The organism is Klebsiella sp. HN106 (assembly GCF_051209435.1).
GTDB classification, from domain to species: Bacteria; Pseudomonadota; Gammaproteobacteria; order Enterobacterales; family Enterobacteriaceae; genus Klebsiella; species Klebsiella oxytoca.
In genome coordinates, this window is the sequence record NZ_JBLURD010000088.1 from 1 (window position 1) to 653 (window position 653).

The 653-nt window shown below is 50.1% G+C and carries 1 protein-coding gene; it reads left to right on the forward strand.

Going from position 1 to position 653, the window contains the following annotated elements:
• Positions 1–653, forward strand: a 653-nt coding sequence (locus ACSIPU_RS30455; protein WP_435322477.1) for a DUF4942 domain-containing protein, incomplete at both ends; no start/stop codon positions are given.

Sequence of the window (653 nt, forward strand, 5' to 3'; positions counted from 1 at the left end):
CAAAACCAGGGTTCTGAGCCAGTACCGGCGAGCCGGACAGGGCAGCTCATCAGCGCCCGGGATATGGCCATGCAGAAATTCGAAGAAGGGATGCGGTTAATCTCGGAAGCGTCGGAACTGTGCGGTCTCTCTCTCTTCACCAGCAGAATTATGCAGCCCAACGCATTTGGTCTTCCGTCGTCACTGGATCGCACCATCGAGGAGGGGCGTAAGGAAATTGACCGTAAAACGTGGAAAAGGCTCTTTGAAGAAACAGGTATGGACCGGTACTGGAACCATAAGCAAAAAGAAGCCTTTAACGAATCCCTACGTACGGATCCGCCCGTCGCTTCCCTGGAGATTGTTAAGGGAACATTACAGCATGCACTGGCTAACAGACGAGACACGCTTGCAGAAGGTTTCGTTGATGTTCTCAACAAGCTTGACCGAAGTTTTAAAAGCAATGCACGGCAATATACAATGCCGAAAAAGCTTGTTCTTCGGGGGATTTTTCCTGGTGTGAACGTACTGAGGTACAACGGTTTCTCGCAGGACAATCACTTTTGTTTACGCGACTTTGAGAATATTGTATGCATCTGTTCTGATACTCCAACACCTGCAACCGGCGGTGGGCTGAGTATGGTCGACAGGCTGACGGCCATGAGAAATACAGA